Annotated in this window: 24 protein-coding genes; 4 read left to right on the top strand and 20 right to left on the bottom strand. The window is 70.7% G+C overall.

Going from position 1 to position 21,194, the window contains the following annotated elements:
* Positions 1–4: 4 nt before the first annotated feature.
* The 18 genes from dapF to ACLBXX_RS10865 form a co-directional block, all read right to left on the bottom strand.
* Positions 5–877: a diaminopimelate epimerase gene (gene dapF, locus ACLBXX_RS10950; RefSeq protein WP_447658042.1), complete on the bottom strand. Its 873-nt coding sequence runs from the start codon at positions 875–877 to the stop codon at positions 5–7.
* Between the two features lie 46 nt (positions 878–923).
* On the bottom strand, positions 924–1,346 hold the full coding sequence (locus ACLBXX_RS10945) for a GNAT family acetyltransferase (protein ID WP_447658041.1): 423 nt from the start codon (positions 1,344–1,346) through the stop codon (positions 924–926).
* Positions 1,343–2,281 (bottom strand): tRNA (adenosine(37)-N6)-dimethylallyltransferase MiaA, encoded by a 939-nt coding sequence (gene miaA, locus ACLBXX_RS10940; RefSeq protein WP_447658040.1) that lies wholly within the window; start codon positions 2,279–2,281, stop codon positions 1,343–1,345. The genes ACLBXX_RS10945 and miaA overlap by 4 nt, the downstream gene beginning before the upstream one ends.
* An 8-nt stretch (positions 2,282–2,289) precedes the next feature.
* Positions 2,290–3,840, bottom strand: a complete 1,551-nt coding sequence (gene miaB / locus ACLBXX_RS10935; RefSeq protein ID WP_447658039.1) for a tRNA (N6-isopentenyl adenosine(37)-C2)-methylthiotransferase MiaB — start codon at positions 3,838–3,840, stop codon at positions 2,290–2,292.
* Between the two features lie 67 nt (positions 3,841–3,907).
* Entirely contained in the window at positions 3,908–4,900 is a 993-nt protein-coding gene (locus ACLBXX_RS10930) for a phosphotransferase family protein (protein ID WP_447658038.1), read from the bottom strand.
* 67 nt (positions 4,901–4,967) lie between these two features.
* Positions 4,968–5,831 carry a regulatory protein RecX gene (locus tag ACLBXX_RS10925; protein WP_447658037.1) on the bottom strand — a complete coding sequence of 288 codons (864 nt, stop codon included), beginning with the start codon at positions 5,829–5,831 and terminating at the stop codon, positions 4,968–4,970.
* Entirely contained in the window at positions 5,831–6,880 is a 1,050-nt protein-coding gene (gene recA, locus ACLBXX_RS10920; RefSeq protein WP_045297268.1) for a recombinase RecA, read from the bottom strand. The genes ACLBXX_RS10925 and recA overlap by 1 nt, the downstream gene beginning before the upstream one ends.
* A gap of 259 nt (positions 6,881–7,139) precedes the next feature.
* A complete protein-coding gene (locus ACLBXX_RS10915; protein ID WP_447658036.1) occupies positions 7,140–7,364 on the bottom strand; it encodes a DUF3046 domain-containing protein in 225 nt (74 codons plus the stop codon).
* Between the two features lie 17 nt (positions 7,365–7,381).
* Positions 7,382–7,690 (bottom strand): helix-turn-helix domain-containing protein, encoded by a 309-nt coding sequence (locus tag ACLBXX_RS10910; protein ID WP_018172206.1) that lies wholly within the window; start codon positions 7,688–7,690, stop codon positions 7,382–7,384.
* A 150-nt stretch (positions 7,691–7,840) separates the two neighbouring features.
* Positions 7,841–8,323 carry a CinA family protein gene (locus ACLBXX_RS10905; protein ID WP_447658035.1) on the bottom strand — a complete coding sequence of 161 codons (483 nt, stop codon included), beginning with the start codon at positions 8,321–8,323 and terminating at the stop codon, positions 7,841–7,843.
* Complete coding sequence (gene pgsA, locus ACLBXX_RS10900; protein WP_375872795.1) at positions 8,320–8,892, bottom strand: CDP-diacylglycerol--glycerol-3-phosphate 3-phosphatidyltransferase; 573 nt, start codon at positions 8,890–8,892, stop codon at positions 8,320–8,322. The genes ACLBXX_RS10905 and pgsA overlap by 4 nt, the downstream gene beginning before the upstream one ends.
* A gap of 58 nt (positions 8,893–8,950) precedes the next feature.
* The gene (locus ACLBXX_RS10895; protein ID WP_447658034.1) at positions 8,951–11,701 is read right to left on the bottom strand and encodes a DNA translocase FtsK 4TM domain-containing protein; all 2,751 of its coding nucleotides are present in this window, start codon (positions 11,699–11,701) and stop codon (positions 8,951–8,953) included.
* 98 nt (positions 11,702–11,799) lie between these two features.
* On the bottom strand, positions 11,800–12,294 hold the full coding sequence (locus tag ACLBXX_RS10890) for a GNAT family N-acetyltransferase (RefSeq protein WP_387146815.1): 495 nt from the start codon (positions 12,292–12,294) through the stop codon (positions 11,800–11,802).
* 58 nt (positions 12,295–12,352) lie between these two features.
* Positions 12,353–14,029 (bottom strand): ribonuclease J, encoded by a 1,677-nt coding sequence (locus tag ACLBXX_RS10885; RefSeq protein ID WP_447658033.1) that lies wholly within the window; start codon positions 14,027–14,029, stop codon positions 12,353–12,355.
* Between the two features lie 70 nt (positions 14,030–14,099).
* A complete protein-coding gene (gene dapA / locus ACLBXX_RS10880; RefSeq protein WP_310289856.1) occupies positions 14,100–15,077 on the bottom strand; it encodes a 4-hydroxy-tetrahydrodipicolinate synthase in 978 nt (325 codons plus the stop codon).
* A gap of 56 nt (positions 15,078–15,133) precedes the next feature.
* Positions 15,134–15,898, bottom strand: coding sequence for an SDR family NAD(P)-dependent oxidoreductase (locus tag ACLBXX_RS10875; protein ID WP_387146809.1), 765 nt, complete (start codon positions 15,896–15,898; stop codon positions 15,134–15,136).
* Positions 15,899–15,920: 22 nt separating this feature from the next.
* Complete coding sequence (locus tag ACLBXX_RS10870; protein WP_447658032.1) at positions 15,921–16,445, bottom strand: dihydrofolate reductase; 525 nt, start codon at positions 16,443–16,445, stop codon at positions 15,921–15,923.
* Entirely contained in the window at positions 16,442–17,251 is an 810-nt protein-coding gene (locus ACLBXX_RS10865; RefSeq protein ID WP_447658031.1) for a thymidylate synthase, read from the bottom strand. The genes ACLBXX_RS10870 and ACLBXX_RS10865 overlap by 4 nt, the downstream gene beginning before the upstream one ends.
* Before the next feature lie 149 nt (positions 17,252–17,400).
* Here ACLBXX_RS10865 and ACLBXX_RS10860 point away from each other — a divergent pair, with 149 nt between their 5' ends.
* The 4 genes from ACLBXX_RS10860 to ACLBXX_RS10845 all read left to right on the top strand — a co-directional run bounded on the left by ACLBXX_RS10860 (position 17,401) and on the right by ACLBXX_RS10845 (position 19,850).
* Positions 17,401–17,838 carry a TlpA family protein disulfide reductase gene (locus ACLBXX_RS10860; RefSeq protein WP_387146800.1) on the top strand — a complete coding sequence of 146 codons (438 nt, stop codon included), beginning with the start codon at positions 17,401–17,403 and terminating at the stop codon, positions 17,836–17,838.
* Positions 17,831–18,373 (top strand): DUF4395 domain-containing protein, encoded by a 543-nt coding sequence (locus ACLBXX_RS10855; protein ID WP_447658030.1) that lies wholly within the window; start codon positions 17,831–17,833, stop codon positions 18,371–18,373. Before ACLBXX_RS10860 ends, ACLBXX_RS10855 begins: the two co-directional genes overlap by 8 nt.
* Positions 18,374–18,502: 129 nt before the next feature.
* A complete protein-coding gene (locus tag ACLBXX_RS10850) occupies positions 18,503–18,928 on the top strand; it encodes an OsmC family peroxiredoxin (protein ID WP_045297285.1) in 426 nt (141 codons plus the stop codon).
* Positions 18,921–19,850 (top strand): TIGR01777 family oxidoreductase, encoded by a 930-nt coding sequence (locus tag ACLBXX_RS10845; protein WP_447658029.1) that lies wholly within the window; start codon positions 18,921–18,923, stop codon positions 19,848–19,850. The genes ACLBXX_RS10850 and ACLBXX_RS10845 overlap by 8 nt, the downstream gene beginning before the upstream one ends.
* A gap of 13 nt (positions 19,851–19,863) precedes the next feature.
* Here the strand turns inward: ACLBXX_RS10845 and ACLBXX_RS10840 are convergent, their stop codons facing one another.
* Both ACLBXX_RS10840 and ACLBXX_RS10835 read right to left on the bottom strand, forming a co-directional pair.
* Positions 19,864–20,313, bottom strand: a complete 450-nt coding sequence (locus tag ACLBXX_RS10840) for a hypothetical protein (RefSeq protein WP_387146791.1) — start codon at positions 20,311–20,313, stop codon at positions 19,864–19,866.
* Positions 20,310–21,125, bottom strand: coding sequence for a 4-hydroxy-tetrahydrodipicolinate reductase (locus ACLBXX_RS10835; RefSeq protein ID WP_387146788.1), 816 nt, complete (start codon positions 21,123–21,125; stop codon positions 20,310–20,312). The genes ACLBXX_RS10840 and ACLBXX_RS10835 overlap by 4 nt, the downstream gene beginning before the upstream one ends.
* Between the last annotated feature and the right edge of the window lie 69 nt (positions 21,126–21,194).

The raw sequence follows: 21,194 nt of genomic DNA, 5'->3' as shown, positions 1-21,194 counted from the left end.
TCCGCTACGCGAGCGTGACCTCGCCGGTGTAGACGAGCGTCGCGGGGCCCGACAGGAGCACGTGCCGCTCGCCGTCGACCTCCGGCATCCGCACGCCCAGCGTGCCGCCGGGTACCTCGACGACCCAGTGATCGGGTGCCGCGGGGCCGGCCCAGTGCCGCACCGCCAGCGCCGCGGCGGCGACACCGGTGCCGCAGCTCAGCGTCTCGCCCACCCCGCGCTCGAACACGCGCATGCGGATCGAGCCGACGCCCTCGTGCACGAGCGGGTCGCTCGGGACGACGAACTCGACGTTCGCACCATGCGGAGGCTCAGGTTGCAGCAGCGGCTGCGCGGCGAGGTCGAGTCCCTCGAGCTCCGCGTCGTCGGGCAGCGCCACGACGACGTGGGGGTTGCCGACGTCGATCCCGACACCCGGACGAGGAGCACCCCCGCCGCGCGTGCGCACGAGCACCCCGGAGTCGTCGACGACGAACGGGCCGAGGTCGACCTCGTACCCGCGGTCGCTGCGCGTGACGGTCTTGATGCCCGCGCGGGTGCCGACCTTGAGCGGCTCGCCGTCGACGTCGGCCCAGCCGACGTCGGCCAGGTAGCGCACGAAGACCCGCACGCCGTTGCCGCACATCTCCGCCTTCGAACCATCGGCGTTGCGGTAGTCCATGAACCATTCGGCTCCGGATGCTGCCGCCTCGGAGCCCTCGTCGATGGCGCTCCCACGCACCACGCGCAGGATGCCGTCGCCGCCGATCCCGAAGCGCCGGTCGCACAGCACCGCGACCTGGTCGTCGCTGAGGTCGAGCGCGCCGTCGGGGTCGGGGACGATCACGAAGTCGTTGCCGGTGCCGTGGCCCTTGGTGAACGCGATCGTCTGCGGCATCGCACCAGTCTACGGGCGGGATCCGAGGCCCCGGGCCCGGCGCGGCTCAGTCGGCGATGAGGCGCTTGCCGGTGTTCCACGTCTCGAAGGGCTCGTAACCGAGCGAGTCGTAGAAGCCCTGTGCGATGCCGTTCTCGGGCCGCACCATGAGCTGCACCTTCGGGCAGCCCATCTCGGTCAGCAGCTCCTCGGCTTCGGCGACCAGCTTGCGTGCGATCCCTTCGCCGCGCCGGTCCGGCGCGCTCGCGAGGTAGTAGAGCCAGCCGCGGTGGCCGTCGTAGCCGGCCATGACCGTGCCGATGATCGTCCGGTCATCGACGGCGACGAGGAACAGCTCCGGCTGCACGGAGAGCTTGCGTCGGATGTCCTGGTACGGGTTGTTCCACGGCCGCGTGAGCCCCGTCTGCTGCCACAGCGAGACGACCGCCTCGGTGTCGGGGAGATCGAAGGCCCGGATCGCGATGCTCATGACCACGAGTCTGCCAGGGTGGCGGCATCCGTCTCCGGATCCACCCACCGGAGATCCTCGTAGCGCTTGAACCACGACACCTGGCGGCGGGCGTAGCGGCGCGTCAGCGCCTGGGTCTCGGCGATCGCCTCGGCCTCGGTCATCTCGCCCGTCAGCTGCGCGAGCGCCTGCGCGTAGCCGATGGCTCGTCGCGCCGTCACACCGCGTTCGAGGCCCTGCGCACGCAGCGCTCTCACCTCATCGAGGAGCCCGTCCCGCCACATCCCCTCAACGCGTGCATCGAGGCGGAGCACGAGCTCGTCGCGGGGCACGGCGACGCCGACGATGCGGGTGTCGGGGTACCAGAGGACGGGCGCGTCGGGCAGCATCGCGCCGTGCGTGCGCTCACCGAGCTCGAGCACCTCGAGGGCGCGCACGATGCGGCGGCCGTTGCGCGGGTCGACCTTGGTCGCGGTCGCGGGATCCAGCTCGCGGAGGCGGGCGTAGAGGGCGCCGGGGCCGTGCTCGTCGAGCTCCACCTCGAGGCGGGCGCGGAGCTCCTCATCGCGCGGCGGGAAGCGGAAGTCGAAGAGCACGCTCGACACGTACAGCCCGGAACCGCCCACCAGCACGGCGTCGGCGCCGCGCCCGTGGATCTCGCGGATCGCCGTGCGCGCAGCATCCTGATACCAGGCGACCGCGGCGTCTTCGGTGACGTCGAGCTCGTCGAAGAGGTGATGAGGGATGCCTCGCCGCTCGGCCTCGGGAAGCTTCGCGGTGCCGATATCCATGCCGCGATAGAACTGCATCGCGTCGGCGTTCACGATCTCGGCCGGGCGGGCGGCCGCCGCGAGCGCTTGGGCGAGTTCGAGCGACAGCGCGGTTTTGCCCGTCCCCGTCGCACCGACGACGGCCCACAGGCGCGGCGGCGGGGCGGCGTCGGCCGAGGTGTTCACTGACCGGGTCAGACGCCGATGCGCAGGGTCGGCAGCCCGAGCGACACCGCGCGCGGCCCAGCGGACTCGCCCGCGGGCGCGGGGATGCCGCACGACTCGGCCTGCGAGCGATCCCACGCGTCGCCCGAGCGCGTCCGGCGGATGCGCAGCGGCGCGCCGTCGGTCGAGTCGGCGAGCAGGTGGAACGGTGCGGCGTGCGTCACCACGACCGAGACGACGTCGCCGGGGCGCGGGATCTCGGAGCCCTCTGGCACCTCGAAGTGCACGAGCCGGTTGTCTTCGGCGCGGCCCGTCAGGCGGTGGGTCTCGGCGTCCTTCTTGCCCTCGCCGGTCGAGACGAGCACCTGCAGCTCGCGACCGAGCTGCTTCTCGTTCTCTTCGCGCGAGATGCGCTCCTGCAGGGCGGCGAGGCGCTCGTAGCGCGCCTGCACGATCTCCTTCGGCACCTGGTCGGGCATGGTGGCCGCCGGGGTGCCTTCGCGGATCGAGTACTGGAACGTGAAGGCGCTGGCGAACCGGGCCTGCTCGACGACGCGCATCGTGTCCTCGAAGTCCTCGTCGGTCTCGCCCGGGAAGCCCACGATGATGTCGGTGGTGATGGCGGCGTCGGGCATCTGGGCCCGCACACGGTCGAGGATGCCGAGGAACTTCTCGCTGCGGTATGACCGGCGCATCGCCTTGAGGATGCGGTCGCTGCCCGACTGCAACGGCATGTGGAGCTGCGGCATGACGGCCGGAGTCTCGGCCATGGCGTCGATGACATCGTCCGTGAACGCGGCGGGGTGCGGGCTCGTGAAGCGGATGCGCTCAAGGCCCTCGATCTCGCCGGCGGCGCGCAGCAGCTTGCCGAACGCCTGGCGGTCACCGAACTCGACGCCGTACGAGTTGACGTTCTGGCCGAGGAGGGTGACTTCCATCGCTCCGTCGTCGACGAGGAGGCGGATCTCGTTCAGGATGTCGCCGGGGCGGCGGTCCTTCTCCTTGCCGCGCAGGCTCGGCACGATGCAGAACGTGCAGGTGTTGTTGCAGCCGACCGAGATCGACACCCAGCCGCTGTAGACGCTGTCGCGCTTGGTGGGAAGCGTCGACGGGAAGATCTCGAGCGACTCGAGGATCTCGAGCTCGGCCTCGCCGTTGTGGCGCGCCCGCTCGAGCAGGCTCGGCAGCGATCCCATGTTGTGCGTTCCGAAGACGACGTCGACCCACGGCGCCTTCTGCTGGACGACGTCCTTGTCCATCTGCGCGAGGCAGCCGCCGACGGCGATCTGCATGCCCTCGTGCTTGTCCTTGCGGGACTTGAGGTGACCGAGCGTGCCGTACAGCTTGCCGGCCGCGTTGTCGCGCACGGCGCACGTGTTGATGACGACGACGTCGGCCTCTTGACCCGCCTCGGCGCGGACGTAGCCGGCGCTCTCGAGCGAACCGGAGAGGCGCTCGGAGTCGTGCACGTTCATCTGGCAGCCGAACGTGCGCACCTCATAGGTGCGCGCACGCCCGTCGACATCGTGCGCGGCCTCGGAGGGCGCGATGAGAGTCGGGGTGGCGGAAGGGGAAGACATGATCCCGCCATTCTACGAGCCGTCCGCATGCACGGAGGCTGGTAGTGGATGCTGCGTCCCCCGCCGGTCAGGAAGCGGCCGAGATCGACTCGAGTCGATCCAGCGCGAGGTCGAGGTTGGCGCGTGCTCCATGCTCGTATCCGACGGCCCACTCCCCCTCGTAGCCGCGCATTGTCGGCTCGACCGCGAGCACGAGCGAGAAGTACAGCCGCGACAGCTGGAGGCGCGTCGGACCGGTCGGCGTGGCGAGCTCACGGGCGAGGACGCCGCCCGCTGCCGCGTCGCCCGCGAGCAGGTCGGCGTTCGGCTCCCCGGTGCCGAACTGATCGGCGCCGACGAGCTCGTGCAGCGGGTCGCCCCAGAGCGTCCGCTCGGTGTCGATGATCCCGACGATGTCGAGGCTGTCGGGATCGATGAAGACATTGCCCTCCCACAGATCGGTGTGCACCACCGCGGCGCGAGTGACGGTGTCGAGGGCGTCGGAGTGGGTGGCGACCGCCGCGCGCACGCGCTCCACCGGAAGCACGACCTGCCACCGCTCCGCGTCGGCGAGCACCGCCTCGATCATCAGGACGAAGGCCTCACGCCAGGTGGCGGCGCTGAGCCCGGCATCCGCTGCCGGGTAGCCGAACGACGGCGCATCCACCCGATGCAGGCCCGCCATGACCGCGCCGAGGTTGCGACGCACGACCGCGGTCTGCGCCTCGTCGAGTTCGCGCCCGAGCCACGGCACGCCGGGAAGGTGCTCGGCGACGACCAGATCGGCGTCCAGCACCTCGCGCGTGAAATCGGTGTGGAGCACACGTGGCACGGGCACTCCGCTGCCTTCGAGCATGCGGTATGTGAGGGCTTCCGTGCCGAGCAGCCCGAGCTCGTACGTCAGGAACCGGGATGTGTCGGCACCGACGATCTTCGCGACCGCACGGCGGCCGTCGTCGAAGTGGAGGCGGAACGCCGTCGCGAACATCCCGCCCGACAGCGGTTCCGCCGATGACAGACGCCCCACGGGCGCGACGAGGTCGGTCAGCTGCGCCTCATCGACGAGGAACTTCGTGAGCATCCGCTCACCCTAGCGGCGCGTGCGGGCCTGCTTCGTGCACGAAACGGGCGGGCTCGAGCGGTGGGCGTCAGTCGAATCGCACGCGCCCGGTGGGACGCATCGACTCGTCCAGCGCCTGCCGGGCGGCGTTGAGCGCCGCCGAGCCTCCGTAGCCGCGGCGCGCCAGCTGGCCGGCGAGGCGACGAAGCGCGACGTCGCGCTCGAGCCCGCGCATGGAGCCCGCCTTGGATCGCGCGAACTCGAGCGCCCGTTCTGCGTCGTCGTCGGGCAGCTCCGCCAGCGCAGCATCGGCGATGTCGCGCGGGATACCCCGCTTCGCGAGGCTCTGCGAGAGCGCCTGGCGTCCTTGTCCCTTGCGATCGACGCCGGCGTGCACCACCTGCTCCGCGAGCCGGGCGTCGTCGAGGTAGCCGCGTTCGAGGAAGGAGTCGAGGATCGCCTCGACGCCTTCGCGGCCGAGCTCGTACTGGCCGAGGTACGTCTTCGCCTCCGACACGGAGACCTGCCGGGCACGCAGCTTCTTCAGCAGGCCGAGCTCGGCCGCATCGGCGGGATCGGCGGCCTCCGCCCCACCTCGCCGACTCGCCCCGGAACGAGCCCGACCGGCGCGCTCGGCGTCGAGGTCGATGGGGCGCTCATCACGCTCATCGCGCTCGGGTGCGTGGTGTGCGGTCGTGCTCGCGCCGGGGCCGTCGTTCCACTCGGTCCGCCACTCGGCCGCAGCCGGTGCCGACGATGCGGGGCCGTGCTCCGCCCACGAGTCCTGGTTTGCTCGGCCGGCGGGGATGCGGTCCTCGAGCTCCTGCCGGACGTCCGCCGCGGTCTTCGGGTAGGCCTTCGCGCTGCGGTCGCCGAAGAGCGATGTCACGGGGGCGAGTCCGTCGCTGTTCTCCGCGTCGGACTCGCCACCGCTGTCGACGAAACGGACCATCAGGCCGGGCGGCGCGCCGCCAGCTCGTCCGCGACCTCGCCCGTGGCCTTGGGCACGCCGATGCCGAGCTTCGTCTTGATCTTCGTCTCGATCTCGGCCGCGACATCCGGGTTCTTCAGGAGGAAGTTGCGGGCGTTCTCCTTGCCCTGCCCGAGCTGCTCGCCCTCGTAGGTGTACCAGGCACCGGACTTCTTGACGATGGCGTGCTCCACGCCGAAGTCGATGAGGCTGCCCTCGCGCGAGATGCCCACGCCGTAGAGGATGTCGAACTCCGCCTGCTTGAACGGCGGCGCCATCTTGTTCTTGACGACCTTGACGCGGGTGCGGTTGCCGACCGCCTCAGCGCCGTCCTTCAGGGTCTCGATGCGACGGATGTCGAGACGGACGGACGCGTAGAACTTGAGCGCCTTGCCACCGGCGGTGGTCTCGGGCGAGCCGAAGAACACGCCGATCTTCTCGCGCAGCTGGTTGATGAAGATCATCGTGGTGTTGGTCTGGTTGAGACCACCGGTGAGCTTGCGCAGCGCCTGCGACATGAGGCGTGCCTGCAGACCCACGTGGGAGTCGCCCATCTCGCCTTCGATCTCGGCCTTGGGCACGAGGGCGGCGACGGAGTCGATCACGATGAGGTCGATCGCACCGGAGCGCACGAGCATGTCGGCGATCTCGAGCGCCTGCTCACCCGTGTCGGGCTGCGAGACGAGAAGCGCGTCGATGTCGACGCCGAGCTTCTGCGCGTAGTCGGGGTCGAGCGCGTGCTCCGCGTCGATGAACGCCGCGATGCCGCCGGCGCGCTGCGCGTTGGCGATCGCGTGCAGGGTCAGCGTCGTCTTACCCGACGACTCCGGTCCGTAGATCTCGATGATGCGGCCGCGCGGGAGACCGCCGATGCCGAGCGCGACATCGAGGGCGATCGAGCCGGTGGGCACGACCTCGACGGGAGCACGCTCGTCGCTGCCGAGGCGCATCACCGAGCCCTTCCCGAACTGCCGGTCGATCTGGGCGAGGGCCGATTCCAGGGCCTTCTCGCGGTCAACGGGTGATGGCATGACGTGCTCCTCAGTGCTCGCGTTCCGTCGCCTGTAGGCTGTCGCGCTCCACCCCGGTGGGACGGATGCTGCGACAAGGCGTGAGGTGTCGTTCGACGCTGTTCACGTTAGGGAGGGGCTCCGACATCCGTCTTCGCTCCTTCCCGCTGCGTGGAAAACACGCTCTCGACACCTGCTGTGCAGGAGCCTACGCGGATCTCGAACACTTCTTCGATGACACGCCGCGTCGCGGCAGCGGAAACGCGTACCGCCGTGCAGGTCAGCGGCGACGCGGCTCGAGTCGTCCGACGCCGTACCGGCGCTCGGCGGGAACGTCGAGCTCTTCGCACAGGGCGAGCCACACCTCTCGCGGGTCGACCCCCGCATCGATCGCCTCGGCGGCCGTGCGACCGCCCACCTTCGACAGATACAGATCCGTCACGACGGCGTTCGCGCGTGCGCCGAACTCATCGCTCACGGCACGTTGGAACTCACTGCGACGCATATGAGAAAGCGGCGGGGTCAGCGCAGCGACAGCTCGGCGTCGACCGAGGCCACGAGGTCGTCGGGGACGACGTCGGGGAAGGTCTGCAGGCCCTCGAGGACCGAGATGCGGTCGCCCACCTCGCGCATGATGATCGAGATGGGAACATCGAGCGCCTCGGCCACCGACGCGAGGATCTCGCTCGAGGCTTCCTTCTGGCCGCGCTCCACCTCGCTCAGATAGCCCAGCGCGACACTCGCGCGGCTGGCCACCTGGCGGAGGGTCCGCCCCTTCTGCTGGCGGAAATCACGAAGCACTTCGCCGATCTCTTGACGTACCAGGATCATCAGGGCCCCTCCTCACTTCTGATTCCACCGTCGTCCGGGTGGCCAACAGTACAGCACCGGATGATGTCAATCTAATCCCGTGAACTGGGCAATGGGTGGGAATCACCGAATGTAACCGAGACGAAACACCGTCTGTTCCCGGACCCGGTCTCACGGATGACGGATGCCTCCCACCACGGTGAGAGCGAGCTCCAGCACGCTCTGCACCGTCCGGGCGCGGATCTCATCGCGCGTTCCCGACAGTTCGAGCGACGACGACACGACCTCGTCGGGTGTCACGACAGCGATGTGGACGGTGCCGACGGGCTTGCCGTCCTGCGGATCCGGGCCGGCGACTCCGGTCGTCGCGACGCCCACGTCCGCCTGCAGCGCGCGACGCACGCCCTTCGCCATCTGCACCGCGACGTCCGCGTCGACCGGGCCGCGCTCCGCCAGGAGATCGGGATCCACGCCCAGCTGGCTCTGCTTGATGTCAGTGGCGTACGCGACGATCCCGCCTCGCACGTGCGCGGACGCCCCCGGCACGTCGACCAGCGTCGCGGTGACGCGCCCTCCGGTCAGCGACTCGGCTGCCGCGATCGACCAGCCGCGGCCGTCGAGGGCGCGCAGCACCGCGACTGCGGCATCCGTCACGCGTCTCTCCGCTTCGCGCGCGCGGCACGCATCTCGGTCACGATGTAGTCGATGCCGCTCGCGATCGTGAGGATCACCGCGATCGTCATGAGCACCCCGTTGACCCAGAAGATCCAGTCGCCCACGAGGGTCCACAGCGGCAGCAGGGCGAACGAGAGGGCGAGCCCCTGCGCGAGGGTCTTGAGCTTGCCCATCCAGGCGGCGGCCAGCACGTGATCGCTCACGACCATGAACCGGTACACCGTGATCCCGATCTCTCGGATGAGCACGATGATCGTGATCCACCACGGCAGCTCGCCGAGGATGGAGAGGCCGATGAAGGCGAAGCCGGTGAGCACCTTGTCGGCGATGGGGTCGAGAAGCTTGCCGAGGTCGGTGACGATCTCGTACTTCCGCGCGAGGTAGCCGTCGATCCCATCGGTTGCGATCGCCACGATGAACAGCGCGGCCGCCCACCACCGCAGCGCGCCGTCCGCTCCCCCGTCGGCCAGGAGCATCCACAGGAAGACCGGCGCGCACAGGATGCGCACGATCGTGATCGCGTTGGGCAGCTGCCGGGGGATCGCCATGGCCCGAGCCTATCGGCGGGCGCGGTCGCGATGCGGCCGCGGCGGCGCTGCACGGCGGTCAGTCGCGACCGGTGAGACCCCACGCGTCTTCGGAGCCGTCGTCGTCGCTCTCGAGCACGGGGTAGCCGTCGTACTGCGAGGCCACGGCATCCGTTCCGTAGCGGTCGTCCGCCTCCGCCTCCGCGGCCGGCGCTGCAGATGCGGGCGCCGCGACAGGCACGTCCTCGCCGCGCAGGCGCGCGAGCACCGAGGGCAGCTGCTCCACCGTCACCAGCACATCGCGGGCCTTGGAGCCCTCGGACGGGCCGACGATCTCGCGGGACTCCAGGAGATCCATCAGACGGCCGGCCTTCGCGAAACCGACGCGGAGCTTGCGCTGGAGCATCGACGTCGAGCCGAACTGGCTCGATACGACGAGCTCGGCCGCCGCCAGCAGCAGCTCGAGGTCGTCCCCGATGTCGGCGTCGATCTCCTTCTTCTCGGCCACCGCCGCGACGTCGGCGCGATACTCCGGCCGCGCCTGGTGCGTGACGTGCTTGACGACCTCTTCGATCTCCTTCTCGCTCACCCAGGCGCCCTGAACGCGGAGCGCCTTCGAGGCGCCCATCGGCAGGAACAGGCCGTCGCCCTGGCCGATGAGGCGGTCGGCGCCGGGCTGGTCGAGGATGACGCGGGAGTCCGTGACGCTCGTCACGGCGAACGCGAGGCGCGACGGCACGTTGGCCTTGATGAGGCCCGTGACGACGTCGACCGAGGGCCGCTGCGTCGCGAGCACGAGGTGGATGCCCGAGGCGCGCGCGAGCTGTGTGATGCGGACGATCGAGTCCTCGACGTCACGAGGCGCGACCATCATGAGGTCGGCGAGCTCGTCGACGACCACGAGCAGGTAAGGGTACGGCTTGAGCACGCGCTCGCTGCCCGGCGGCAGCGTGATCTCACCGGCTACGACCGCCTTGTTGAAGTCGTCGATGTGACGGAAGCCGAACGACGCCAGGTCGTCGTACCGCATGTCCATCTCCTTCACGACCCACTGCAGCGCCTCGGCGGCCTTCTTGGGGTTCGTGATGATGGGCGTGATCAGGTGCGGCACGCCCGCGTACGACGTCAGCTCGACGCGCTTGGGATCGATGAGCACCATGCGCACGTCGGCGGGCTTCGCCCGCATCAGCAGGCTCGTGATCATCGAGTTCACGAAGCTCGACTTGCCCGAGCCCGTGGAGCCGGCCACCAGCAGGTGAGGCATCTTGGCGAGGTTCGCGATGACGTAGCCGCCGCCGACGTCCTTGCCGACGCCGATCGTCATGGGGTGCGTCTGGCTGGTCGCGGTCTGCGAGCGCAGCACGTCGCCGAGCGTCACGATCTCGCGGTCGGTGTTGGGGATCTCCACGCCGATGGCGCTCTTGCCCGGGATCGGCGCGAGGATGCGCACCTCGTTGGAGGCGACGGCGTACGCGAAGTTGTTCGTGAGCGCGGTGATGCGCTCCACCTTCACGCCGTGACCGACCTCGATCTCGTACTGCGTCACGGTCGGGCCGCGCGAGAAGCCGGTGACCCGTGCATCCACATTGAACTGCTCGAGCACGCTCGTGATCGCGCGCACCGTGTCGTCGTTGGCCTGGGAGCGCGCCACGTGGGGCGATCCTGCGGCCAGAGAGTTGACGGACGGCAGCCGGTACGGCGCGGACGGCGAGTCGACGGCGGTGGCCGAGCCGATGCCGTCGAGGCCGGGAAGCGTGCCGTCGTCCTCGATGACCTCGGCGTCGTCGCGCAGCGACGTGCGCGACGAGGTCGCTGCCTTCGCCGCCGACAGCACGGCGGGGTCGATGACCTCGGTGAGCGCGTCGGTCGCGGGTGCCGGCGGAGGGGTCACGGGCGTGGCCATCGCCTGCTCGAACCCGCCCTGCGACGTGCCGGGCGTCAGCAGCTCGGTGAGGTCCTGCGAGCCGAGCCCGCCCTCGGGGTCCTTCTCGCGACCGGTCTTGTTGCGGCGCCAGAACGGCAGGGAGGAGTCGCCGTCGTCGTCCGCGGCGGCCGGGGCCGCAGCATCCGCCGTCGCCTTCTCTTCCCGCGGCTCGGCGCCGAACATCCAGGCGTACAGCTCGCCCAGGCGGCGCCCGATGCGGTTCGGGGGCGTCTTCGTGATGATCAGGATGCTGAGCACCGCCAGCAGCGACAGCACGATGTACGCGCCGACGTCGGTGAGGACCATGGCGAGCGGCTCGCCGAGCATCCAGCCGAAGAGGCCGCCCGCCTCGCTCAGCGCGGGAAGCCCCTGGTTCGGCTGGGGGCGGCCGCCTGCGACGTGGCAGAAGCCCGCGATCGTGAGGACGAGCAGGCCGAAGCCGATGCCCACGCGGCCGTTGTCGTGCACGGACGACGGATGCCGGAACATCCAGCCCGCGAGCAGCAGCAGGAGCACCGGCATGACGAAGGCCTCGCGGCCGATCAGCATTCCGACGGTGTACGCGCTGATCGTCTTCGCGACCTCGTTGCCGATGAAGAACCACTCGTTCACGGCGCCGGCGATCGCCAGCAGCACGAGCAGGAACGGGAAGCCGTCGCGGCGCTGGTCCTTCTCGAGCGCCTCGGGACCGAAGGCGCGGAACAGACTGCCGGTGGCGTGCGCGAGACCCATCCACGCCCGCGCGATGACCGGCGGCCGGTCGGGTTCGTTCACGTAGCGCTTGGGTGCGGGTGCCGGCTTGGCGGCCGCGGGCTTGCGCGCCGACGAGGACGCGCTCGAGCGCGCGTTCGTCGACGCGCTCGAAGACGCGCGCGACCGGCTGGTCGGGCTTGAGCTCCTGGCCATCCCCCCACGGTAGGCCGACACCCCGACATTTGCCCGCAACCACGCCGCCGAGCGGCCGCAGGCCCGGCGCGTCGCGAAGGCCCGCGTCGCCGGATCCCTCAGCGCAGGCGCTTGACCATCGTGTCGCGGCCCGATCCGCTCTGCGTGACGGCGAAGCCCTCGCTGCGGTACAGCGTCGAGGCGAAGTTGCCCCGCTCGACACTCAGGCTGATCCGCGCGAACCCCTGCGCTGCCGCATGCTCGCACAGTCTCTGCAGGAGTGCGCGCCCCACCCCGTGGGCACGCCAGATCGGGCGCACGCCGATGATGAGCTCGGGCACCCCCGTGCCGACATACCCGAAGCCCGGGTCGTCACGAGGGAGCATGCGGTACCAGGCGGCGCCCACCGGCTCGCCGTTGGCGTCCTCGGCCACGAAACCCGCATCGCCCGGCCGCATCCAGCCCGCCACGTAACGCCGGTGCTCGGCGCCGCCGATCACCTCGTGGCGGGGCCGCGCGCCGCCCTGGCGCCAGTTCGCCGCTTCGACGACCATGTCGCCGAGGAAGGCGCCGTCTGCCGACACGGCGGGGCGGGTGCGGAACGAGGAGGCCACGACGCCGATCGTACGGGCCGCGTGTTACGACTCGATACTCCGCGTGATGGCGATCTCGCTACGCTTCGATCACCAGCGGCACGATCATCGGCCGGCGGCGCAGCGACTGGTTGACCCAGCGGCCGATCGTGCGGCGCACGATCTGCGACAGCGCGTGCGGGTCGCGGACGCCGGACTTGGCGGCCTCGGCGAGCGCTGCAGCGATCTTCGGCTTGACGTCCTCGAACACGGCGTCGTCCTCGGCGAAGCCGCGCGCGTGGACCTCGGGGCCGGAGATCACCTTGCCCGTCGAGGCGTCGACGACGACGATCACTGAGATGAAGCCCTCTTCGCCGAGGATCCGGCGGTCCTTGAGGTCGGCGTCCGTGATCTCCCCGACGGTCGACCCGTCGACGTAGACGAAGCCGAGGTCGAGCTGGCCGACGACGTGCGCGTCGCCGTCCTTGAGATCGATCACGCTGCCGTTCTCGGCGAGGATCGTGCGCTCGGGCTCGATGCCCGTGTCCTGCGCGAGACGCGCGTTCGCCATCAGGTGGCGGTACTCGCCGTGCACCGGCAGCACATTCTTCGGCTTCAGGATGTTGTAGCAGTAGAGCAGCTCGCCGGCCGCGGCGTGCCCCGACACGTGCACCTTCGCGTTGCCCTTGTGCACGACGTTCGCACCGAGCTTGGTGAGCCCGTCGATCACGCGGTACACCGCGTTCTCGTTGCCGGGGATGAGGCTCGACGCCAGGATCACGGTGTCGCCGGGACCGGGCTCGATCGCGTGGTCGAGGTTCGCCATGCGACTGAGCACGGCCATCGGCTCGCCCTGCGATCCGGTAGACATGTAGACGATCTTGTCGTCGGGCAGGTCGCGCGCCTTCTTGTAGTCGATGAGCACGCCTTCCGGCACGTGCAGATACCCGAGGTCTTCGGCGATCGTCATGTTGCGCAGCATGCTGCGGCCGAGGAGCGCCACGCGACGGCCGTGGGCGGCGGCCGCATCGAGCACCTGCTGCACGCGGTGGACGTGGCTCGAGAAGCTCGCCACGATCACACGCCGGGGCGCCTTTCCGATCACCTGGTCGAGCACCGGGCCGATCGACCGCTCGAGGGGCGTGAAGCCGGGCACATCGGCGTTGGTCGAGTCGACGAGGAAGAGGTCGACGCCCTCCTCCCCCAGCCGCGAGAACGCGCGGAGGTCGGTCAGCCGGCCGTCGAGCGGCAGCTGGTCCATCTTGAAGTCGCCGGTCGCGAGCACGAGACCCGCGGGCGTGCGGATCGCGACGGCGAGCGCGTCGGGGATCGAGTGGTTCACCGCGACGAACTCGAGCTCGAACGGCCCGAGGTTCTCGCTCTGCCCCTCCGCCACCGTGAGGCTGTACGGCTTGATCCGGTGTTCCTTGAGCTTCGCCTCGGTGAGCGCGAGGGTCAGCCCCGATCCGATGATCGGGATGTCGCTCTTGAGCTTGAGCAGGTACGGCACCGCCCCGATGTGGTCCTCGTGGCCGTGCGTGAGCACGACGCCGACGATGTCGTCGAGCCGCTTCTTGAGCGGCTCGAAGTCGGGGAGGATCAGGTCGACGCCGGGCTGGTGCTCCTCGGGGAACAGCACGCCGCAGTCGACGACGAGGAGCTTCCCGCCGTACTCGAACACCGTCATGTTGCGCCCGACCTCGCCGAGGCCGCCGAGCGGGACGATCCGTAGGGTTCCTGCTGCGAGCTCCGGCGGGTCGTACGGGGTGGTGGGCATTGCGAAGCCTCCTCCGGGCGCTGGGACGCCCGTCATCTGCGCGCCGTCGACCGTTCGACGGCGCTATTCGTCATCTCGTGGTGCCTGAGACCTTCGGCAGCGCGCCGCCGGCGGCGGCGTTGCGGTCGGGGCGGAAGTTCGAGAAGTCGGCGCCGGGCACATCGTTCACGAGCGCGAGCTCGTCCTCGATCTTGGCGGCCTCCCACTCCTCCGGTCCGACCAGCGGCAGCCGCACACGCGGGCTGCCGATGCGGCCGAGGCCGTGGAGGATGTACTTCGCCGACACCGTCCCGGGCACGTGGGTCATCACGGCGCGCACGAGCGGCTCGAGCTGCTGGTGCGCCGCGGTGGCCGTCTTGAGGTCGCCGGCGTTCACGGCGTCGACGATCGCACGGTAGGGCTGCGCCGCGATGTTCGCGGTGACGCCGATGAGCCCCGTGGCACCGATCGCGAGGTGCGGCAGCACGTTGGCGTCGTCGCCCGAGAAGTACATCAGGTCGGTCTGGTTGAGCACGCGGCTCACCTCGCTGAAGTCGCCCTTGGCGTCCTTGATGGCGAGGATGTTCGGGTGCTTGGCGAGGCGCAGGATCGTCTCGTACCGGATCGGCACGCCGGTGCGGCCCGGGATGTCGTACAGGATCACCGGCAGGTCGGTGGCGTCCGCGACCAGGCGGAAGTGCGTCAGGATGCCGGCCTGCGTGGGCTTGTTGTAGTACGGCGTGACGATCATGATGCCGTCGGCGCCGACCTTCTCGCTGGCCTTGTAGAGCTCGATCGCGTGCGCGGTCTCGTTCGACCCGCCGCCCGTGATGATCTTGGCGCGGCCGGCGGCGACATCCTTTCCGACCTCGACGAGGCGGATCTTCTCCGCGTCGGTGAGGGTCGACGTCTCACCCGTGGTGCCGGTCACGACGATGCCGTCGGCCCCCGCGGTGATGACGTCGTCGATGTGCTTCTCGACAGCGGGCCAGTCGACCTCGCCGTCGGCCGTCATGGGGGTGACGAGCGCGACGAGCACCTGTCCGAAGGGATTGCCCGTATGCGTCATGCATTCAGGTTATCGGGATGCCGCGCCCCGGCGCGCCCGGTGACGCCGGGCCCGGCTCAGCGGCCGCGCTCTCCGATGCGCGCGGCGACCGACGGCGGGGCGAAGCGGGCCAGGGTCACGAGCGCCTTGTACCGCAGCGACGGGATCGACACGGCCGCACCGCGTGCCGCATCACGCAGCGACTCGGCCACGACGTCGCGCGCGTCGAGCCACATCCCGTCGGGCACGCCCTCCTGGCCCGGCGGCAGCCCGAGGCGCTCGTGGAAGTTCGTGTGGGTGTACCCGGGGCAGACCGCGGTCACCGTGACACCGCGCGGACCGTAGCGGCCGTTCGCCCAGCGGCTGAAGCTCACGAGCCACCCCTTGCAGGCGCCGTACGTCGAGCGCGGGATGAAGGCGGCCACCGATGCGACGTTGATGATGCGGCCGTGCCCGCGCGCGAGCATCGCCCCCAGGGCCGCGTGGGTGAGGCGCATGGGCACCTCGACGTGCAGCTCCAGGTGGCGGACCTCGTCCTCGATGTCGTTGCGCTCGAATGCCAGGGGCAGCCCGAAGCCCGCGTTGTTCACCAGAATCTCGATCGGCCGGGCCTCGTCGGCGACGCGCGCCGCGACCCGATCGCGCTGGCGGCGCTTCAGCAGGTCGGCCGCGAGGACTTCGACCTCGACCCCGTACGTCGACCGCAGCCGGACGGCGAGCTGCTCGAGCGCCTGCCGGTCGCGTGCGACGAGCACGAGGTGCGCGCCCTTCGCCGCCAGCTGGCGCGCGTACTCCGCACCGAGTCCCGAACTCGCACCGGTGATGAGCGCCGTCTTCGCCATGCGCGCCAGCCTATTGCGGTTGTCAGCGCGGGCCGTGCTCCGCAGGCCGCACCAGCCGCAGGAAGCGGTAGCGGATGCCGGAACCCGAGGTATGCCAGCCGTCGACCGGGTCCGTCGCGGCCGTGATCCAGCCGGCGCGGTCGGGCGCCAGGGTGTCGCCCTCGACCGCGACGTCGAGCTCGGTGACCTCGAGGAGGTCGGCGAGCGCCATGGCCTCCTGGAAGATCTGCCCGCCGCCGATCACCCAGATGCGCTCGGGCGCGCCTTCGCCGGCCAGGTCCAGCGCGGCCCCGAGCGATGCGGTGCGCTCGGCGCCGGCATCCGTCCACTCGTCCTGCCGGGTGATGACGATGTTGCGCCGCCCCGGCAGCGGGCGGAAGCGCGCCGGGAAGGACTCCCACGTGCGGCGGCCCATGACGACCGGTGCGCCGAGCGTCAGGGCCTTGAAGTGCGCGAGGTCTTCGGGCACGTGCCACGGCATGCCGCCGTCGGCGCCGATCACGCCGTCATGCGCCTCCGCCCAGATGAGGCCGATCGGGGCCGTCATACCGCGACCGCCCCGCGGATCGCGGGGTGGTGCTGGTAGTCCTCGAGCACGAAGTCGTCGTAGCGGTAGTCGAAGATCGACTCGGGCGTGCGCGCGATGCGAAGCGTCGGATACGGGTACGGCTCGCGGGTGAGCTGCTCGCGCACCTGCTCGACGTGGTTGTCGTAGATGTGGCAGTCGCCGCCGGTCCACACGAAGTCGCCCGGCTCGAGCCCCGCCTGCTGCGCCACCATGAGGGTCAGCAGCGCGTAGGACGCGATGTTGAAGGGGACGCCGAGGAAGAGGTCGGCACTGCGCTGGTACAGCTGGCACGACAGCTTGCCGTCGGCCACGTAGAACTGGAACATCGCATGGCACGGCGCGAGCGCCATGTCGGGGATGTCGGCGGGGTTCCACGCCGACACGATCAGCCGCCGCGAATCCGGGTTCGCGCGGATCTGGTCGAGCACGAGCGCGATCTGGTCGATGTGGTCGCCCGACGGCGTCGGCCACGACCGCCACTGCACTCCGTAGACCGGGCCCAGCTCGCCGGAGGCATCCGCCCATTCGTCCCAGATGGTGACGCCGTTCTCCTGCAGCCATGCCACATTCGACTCGCCGCGGAGGAACCACAGCAGCTCGTATGCGATCGACTTGAAGTGCACGCGCTTCGTGGTGATGAGCGGGAAGCCCTGTGCGAGGTCGAACCGGATCTGCCGGCCGAACGCACTGGTCGTGCCGGTGCCGGTGCGGTCGTCCTTGTGGGTGCCGTGCTCGAGCACGTCTCGCAGAAGGACTTCGTACGGGGTCGGGATCGGCGTCGTCACGGCTGCCACGATACCCGCGCCCAGGGCATCCCGGCCGTGCCCGCACCGTGTGCTCCCCTCACAGCGCCGACCCGCCTTCTGTGACATCGATCGCGTCATCTTCGCCGATTCGGCCTCCATTCAGGTGAAAGGGGTTAGCCTGATCTGCTGTGAACCTCGTCGGCGCCCTCATCGCCCTCGCCGCGCTCCTCGCGGCGACGGTGGCACTCGGTGTCTTCCTCAACTGGCGACAGTCCCACGCCCGCCGCAACGTCGAGCACGAGGTCATCGAACCTCACCGCCTCGGCGCCGATGGACTGGGTGAAGTCGCCACCCTCCTGCAGTTCAGCACCGAGCTCTGCGCCCGCTGTCCCGGTGTGCACCGCACGCTGGCGGCGATCGCCGACGACCACGAGGGCGTCCGCCACCTCGACGTCGATCTCACCTACCGCCCTGACATCGCGAAGCACTTCCACGTGCTGCAGACGCCGACCACGCTCGTGCTCGACCGCAACGGCGTCGTGCAGACCCGCTTCGGCGGCGCCCCGGGTCGTGATGTGCTCGAGCTCGAGCTCAACCGCCTGATCGCGGAGGACGCGAATGTCTGAGCGACGGGATGCTGCGACCCCACGAGGCATCGACCCCCGCGGTCCGCGCTTCGCGGCCGGCATCACCGCCGTGCTCCTGCTGATCGTCGTGTTCCTCGGGCTCACCGGCCTGTCGACGGCCCAGACGGCCGACGGATGGGCGATCTCCGCGGCGAGCGTCGCCGAGCGGATCCTCGACCCCGCCTTCCTCCTGCTGCTCGTCACGACCCTCCTCTTCCTGTGGGGTGTGGTCTCGCCGCGCACCGCGCCGTGGGGTGCGCTCTACCGCGCGGTCGTGGCGCCGCGCCTGTCGGCTCCGACCGAGCTCGAGGACCCGCGCCCGCCGCGCTTCGCGCAGGGCGTCGGCCTCTTCGTGTCGGCTCTCGGCCTCGTGCTGCAGCTGTTCGGCGTGCCGTGGGCATTGACGATCGCCGCGGCGGCCGCCTTCATCGCCGCGTTCCTCAACGCCGTGTTCGGCCTCTGCCTCGGCTGCCAGATGTACCTCCTGCTGCAGCGCGCCGGCCTCGTCGGCCGCACCCGCCCGGCCTCTGCCTGACGCCGCGTCGGCCGTCCGCAGGCCGAGGGCGCAGCATCCGCTGTCAACCCATCGCGGTGCGGCAGCCCGACGCCATAGGCTGACGCGAGACGCCCGGCACGCGGGCGCCCCGCCAGCGAGGAGGCCCACATGACCGTCACGAGCGAAGCAACCACGGTATGGAAGGGCGGGCTGTTCGACGGCTCCGGCGAGACCACGTTCGTGTCGTCCGGCCTCGGGACCTTCCCCGTCAACTGGAAGGCGCGCAGCGAAGGCTCGACGTCCGTCACGACGCCGGAAGAGCTCATCGCCGCCGCGCACGCGTCGTGCTTCAGCATGGCGTTCTCGCTCGCCCTGGCTGAGAACGGCACTCCCCCGGAGTCGATCGACACGACCGCCTCGGTCACGTTCAAGCCGGGCACGGGCATCACCGGCAGCCACCTGAACGTCAATGCCGTCGTCCCGGGACTCGAGCCCGAGGACTTCGAGCGGCTCGCCCAGAGCGCGAAGGCCGGCTGCCCCGTCTCGCAGGCCCTGGCGGGCATCGAGATCACCATCGAGGCCACGCTTGCCTGAAGGCCCTCCGGGCGGTGACGACGGTCGGCGGATCGTCGTCGCCGGGGCGTCCGGCCTCATCGGCCGGGCGCTCGTCGAGAGCCTCCGCGCCGACGGCGCCGAGGTGACGACCCTCGTGCGCCGGCCCGCCGAGGCCGCGCACGAGGTCGAGTGGCTCACGACCGCCGAGCCGCTGGATCCTGCCGTGCTCGAGGGTGCGGACGCCGTCGTCGGGCTCAACGGCGCGAGCATCGGGCGATTCCCCTGGACGCCGTCGTACAAGAGCACCCTGCTGTGGTCGCGCATCGCGCCCACCCGCGCACTCGCTCGCGCGGTGCGCGAGCTCGGTGCGGCGGCCCCGCATCTCGTGTCGGCCTCGGCCGTGGGCTACTACGGCTCGGTGCCGGGCGCGCGCCTCGCGGAGGACGCACCGCGCGGGGAGTCGTTCCTCGCGGATCTCTGCGGCGAGTGGGAGGCCGCGGCGTACGGCGCGGGGACGGATGCTGCGGTGTCGGTGCTGCGCACGGCGCCGGTCGTGCACGCCGACGGCGTGCTGAAGCCGCTGATGCTCCTGACGAAGGTCGGCCTGTCCGGCCCGATCGGCCGCGGGACGCAGGCGTGGCCGTGGATCTCGCTCGAGGACGAAGTGCGCGCGATCCGGCATGTGATCGACGCACGCCTGACCGGTCCGGTGAACCTGTCCGGACCCACGCGCGCCACGGCGAACGATCTCGGGTTCGCACTCGCGGTGCGGATGAACCGCCCGTTCCTGCTGCGCGCGCCGGTGTGGGGCATGAAGCTCGCGCTCGGCGCGGACGCCACCGAGGCGATCCTCACCGCGGATGCGCATGTCGTGCCGCAGGCGCTCGAGGAGTCGGGGTTCGTGTTCTCGCACCCGACGGTGGAAGACGCGGTCGCGACGGCCGTGCCCGCAGCATCCTGATCCCGCGACGGATTCAGCCGGGGCGGTCGGCCTTCTCGAGCCGGATGGCGGCCCGCACCGCCTCGCGTGCGCGGCGGCGGTCGCCGGCGGCGTCGTAGGCGAGTCCGAGCCGGTACCACGCCCGCCAGTCGTCGGGGTGGGCCTCGACGTCAGCGCGATACGCGGGGAAGACGGCGTCTCCGTCCTCGCGCATCACGCGGCCGCTCGGGCGCACGGCGACCTCCTCCTGCGGCAGGGCGTCCTCGGCCTCGAGCCGCTTGCCCAGCTGCTGCGCGCGCACGCCGAACCACAGCTCCCGCCCGAGCGCCCACGCGGCGATGAGCGGCAGCACGACGAGCGCCGCGCCCATCGCGATGCCGACCGGGTCGCCGCTCACGAGCAGCAGCCACGCGCGCTGTCCGACGAGCACGATGTACAGCGCGAGCAGCGCCGCCATGACGGCGACGCCGATGCGCGCGCTCATGCCCCGGTGGTGCGGGCGACCTGGCCGGGCACACCGCCCTCGTCGACGGGGCGACCGTCAGGCTGCGCCGTCCGGCGGCCGATGCCGATGTCGATGAGGCTGTCGAGGCCGACGGTGACGCCAGAGGCATCGCGCGCGGCCGCGAGGGCCAGGCGGATGCCGGGACCGTACGCCTGTGCCGGCTCCACGGTGTCGTGCACGATGGTGAGCGACTCCCCCGCCCCCGAGAGGATCGTCTCCTGGCGGGCGACGACGCCCGGACGGCGCAGGGAGTGGATCGGCACGCTCGCGACCTGCTGGCCGCGGGCGCGCTGGTCGACGTGCGGCGACTCGACCGGGCCGACGCCGTCGCGCGCGGCGGCGATGAGCTCCGCAGTGCGCACGGCGGTGCCGCTGGGCGAGTCGATCTTGGTCTCACGGTGCGCCTCGACGATCTCGATCGACGGGAAGAACGGCGCCGCGGCGGCCGCGAGCGCCGAGCCCAGCACCGAGCCGAGGGAGAAGTTGGGGATGAAGACGGCGCCGGTGCCGGCGGCCTCGACGAGGGGACGGACCAGCGCGATGCGCTCCGCCGACCATCCGGAGGTGCCGATGAGCACGTTGATGCCGCGCTCGATCGCGGCGCGGACGACGTCGATCGACACGGCGGGCGTCGACGCGTCGACCACCAGGTCGGCGCCGTCGAGCTCTGACAGCTCCGACCGGGACGACAGCACCCCGGCGACCTCGAACCCGGGTTCGGCGTCGACCACGTCGCGGATGATCGCTCCGAGCTTTCCGGTGCCGCCGACGATGGCCACGCGTGTCGTCATGCCTCCATCCTAGGCGGGGGCCCGGCGAGCAGCCGGGCCTTCCGACCGCGGCAGGCGCCTACGCTGGAG

The organism is Microbacterium sp. C23T (assembly GCF_053345975.1).
Note: the sequence above shows the minus strand (reverse complement) of the source record. Positions and strands in the feature narration are given on the sequence as shown.

Bases quoted from the DNA above. Each gene is read 5' to 3' on its own strand.
- dapF (WP_447658042.1), bottom strand. From the start codon at position 877: ATGCCGCAGACGATCGCGTTCACCAAGGGCCACGGCACCGGCAACGAC.
- ACLBXX_RS10945 (WP_447658041.1), bottom strand. From the start codon at position 1,346: ATGAGCATCGCGATCCGGGCCTTCGATCTCCCCGACACCGAGGCGGTC.
- miaB (WP_447658039.1), bottom strand. From the start codon at position 3,840: ATGTCTTCCCCTTCCGCCACCCCGACTCTCATCGCGCCCTCCGAGGCC.
- ACLBXX_RS10930 (WP_447658038.1), bottom strand. From the start codon at position 4,900: ATGCTCACGAAGTTCCTCGTCGATGAGGCGCAGCTGACCGACCTCGTC.
- ACLBXX_RS10925 (WP_447658037.1), bottom strand. From the start codon at position 5,831: ATGGTCCGTTTCGTCGACAGCGGTGGCGAGTCCGACGCGGAGAACAGC.
- recA (WP_045297268.1), bottom strand. From the start codon at position 6,880: ATGCCATCACCCGTTGACCGCGAGAAGGCCCTGGAATCGGCCCTCGCC.
- ACLBXX_RS10915 (WP_447658036.1), bottom strand. From the start codon at position 7,364: ATGCGTCGCAGTGAGTTCCAACGTGCCGTGAGCGATGAGTTCGGCGCA.
- ACLBXX_RS10910 (WP_018172206.1), bottom strand. From the start codon at position 7,690: ATGATCCTGGTACGTCAAGAGATCGGCGAAGTGCTTCGTGATTTCCGC.
- pgsA (WP_375872795.1), bottom strand. From the start codon at position 8,892: ATGGCGATCCCCCGGCAGCTGCCCAACGCGATCACGATCGTGCGCATC.
- ACLBXX_RS10895 (WP_447658034.1), bottom strand. From the start codon at position 11,701: ATGGCCAGGAGCTCAAGCCCGACCAGCCGGTCGCGCGCGTCTTCGAGC.
- ACLBXX_RS10885 (WP_447658033.1), bottom strand. From the start codon at position 14,029: ATGCCCACCACCCCGTACGACCCGCCGGAGCTCGCAGCAGGAACCCTA.
- dapA (WP_310289856.1), bottom strand. From the start codon at position 15,077: ATGACGCATACGGGCAATCCCTTCGGACAGGTGCTCGTCGCGCTCGTC.
- ACLBXX_RS10875 (WP_387146809.1), bottom strand. From the start codon at position 15,898: ATGGCGAAGACGGCGCTCATCACCGGTGCGAGTTCGGGACTCGGTGCG.
- ACLBXX_RS10870 (WP_447658032.1), bottom strand. From the start codon at position 16,445: ATGACGGCCCCGATCGGCCTCATCTGGGCGGAGGCGCATGACGGCGTG.
- ACLBXX_RS10855 (WP_447658030.1), top strand. From the start codon at position 17,831: ATGTCTGAGCGACGGGATGCTGCGACCCCACGAGGCATCGACCCCCGC.
- ACLBXX_RS10850 (WP_045297285.1), top strand. From the start codon at position 18,503: ATGACCGTCACGAGCGAAGCAACCACGGTATGGAAGGGCGGGCTGTTC.
- ACLBXX_RS10840 (WP_387146791.1), bottom strand. From the start codon at position 20,313: ATGAGCGCGCGCATCGGCGTCGCCGTCATGGCGGCGCTGCTCGCGCTG.
- ACLBXX_RS10835 (WP_387146788.1), bottom strand. From the start codon at position 21,125: ATGACGACACGCGTGGCCATCGTCGGCGGCACCGGAAAGCTCGGAGCG.